A 561-nucleotide genomic window follows, 5' to 3' on the forward strand; every position below is an offset into this window, starting at 1 on the left:
TATCCTTGAGTATTGCTATATACCTTTTATTCATATTAAATATATTGTTCTGTCTCTAGCCTCAATGTGTTCTCCATCATATATTTGTAGCGTGGCGTCGAGCCGCGGTTGACTATGAACACCGCCACAAAGAAACACGTGCCAAATAAATCAGAAGGCGTGTGAAATATGGTTGTCCTGAGGTGTTTAATACAGACCAAGGCAGTCAATTCACAAGCGAGGCATTTTTGAATGAGTTAAAATTGCGAAATATCCGTATCAGTATGGATGGGAAAGGACGATGGATGGATAATGTAATGATTGAGCGTTTATGGCGCAGCGTGAAGCATGAGGAAGTCTATTTGAAGGCTTACGATACGGTTAAACAAGCGAAACAATCAATTGCTGAATATTTGGATTTTTATAACATGATACGTCCTCATTCAAGTTTGAATAAGGCAACACCGGATGAATTTTATGATCAACATTTACTAAAAGTAATGGCAGCATAATTTAAATATTTAGAGCGGATTTATCACTTATAAAACTGAATTGAGTGGTCTAATTAACGGAACCACATTA

At 36.9% G+C, this 561-nt stretch carries 1 pseudogene; it reads left to right on the plus strand.

Going from position 1 to position 561, the window contains the following annotated elements:
- Nucleotides 1-164 precede the first annotated feature (164 nt).
- Nucleotides 165-491, plus strand: a pseudogene (locus DLK05_RS16820) (transposase); the annotation flags it as partial.
- Nucleotides 492-561: the final 70 nt, after the last annotated feature.

It is taken from the genome of Ancylomarina longa (assembly GCF_003996985.1).
Classification (GTDB): Bacteria; Bacteroidota; Bacteroidia; order Bacteroidales; family Marinifilaceae; genus Ancylomarina_A; species Ancylomarina_A longa.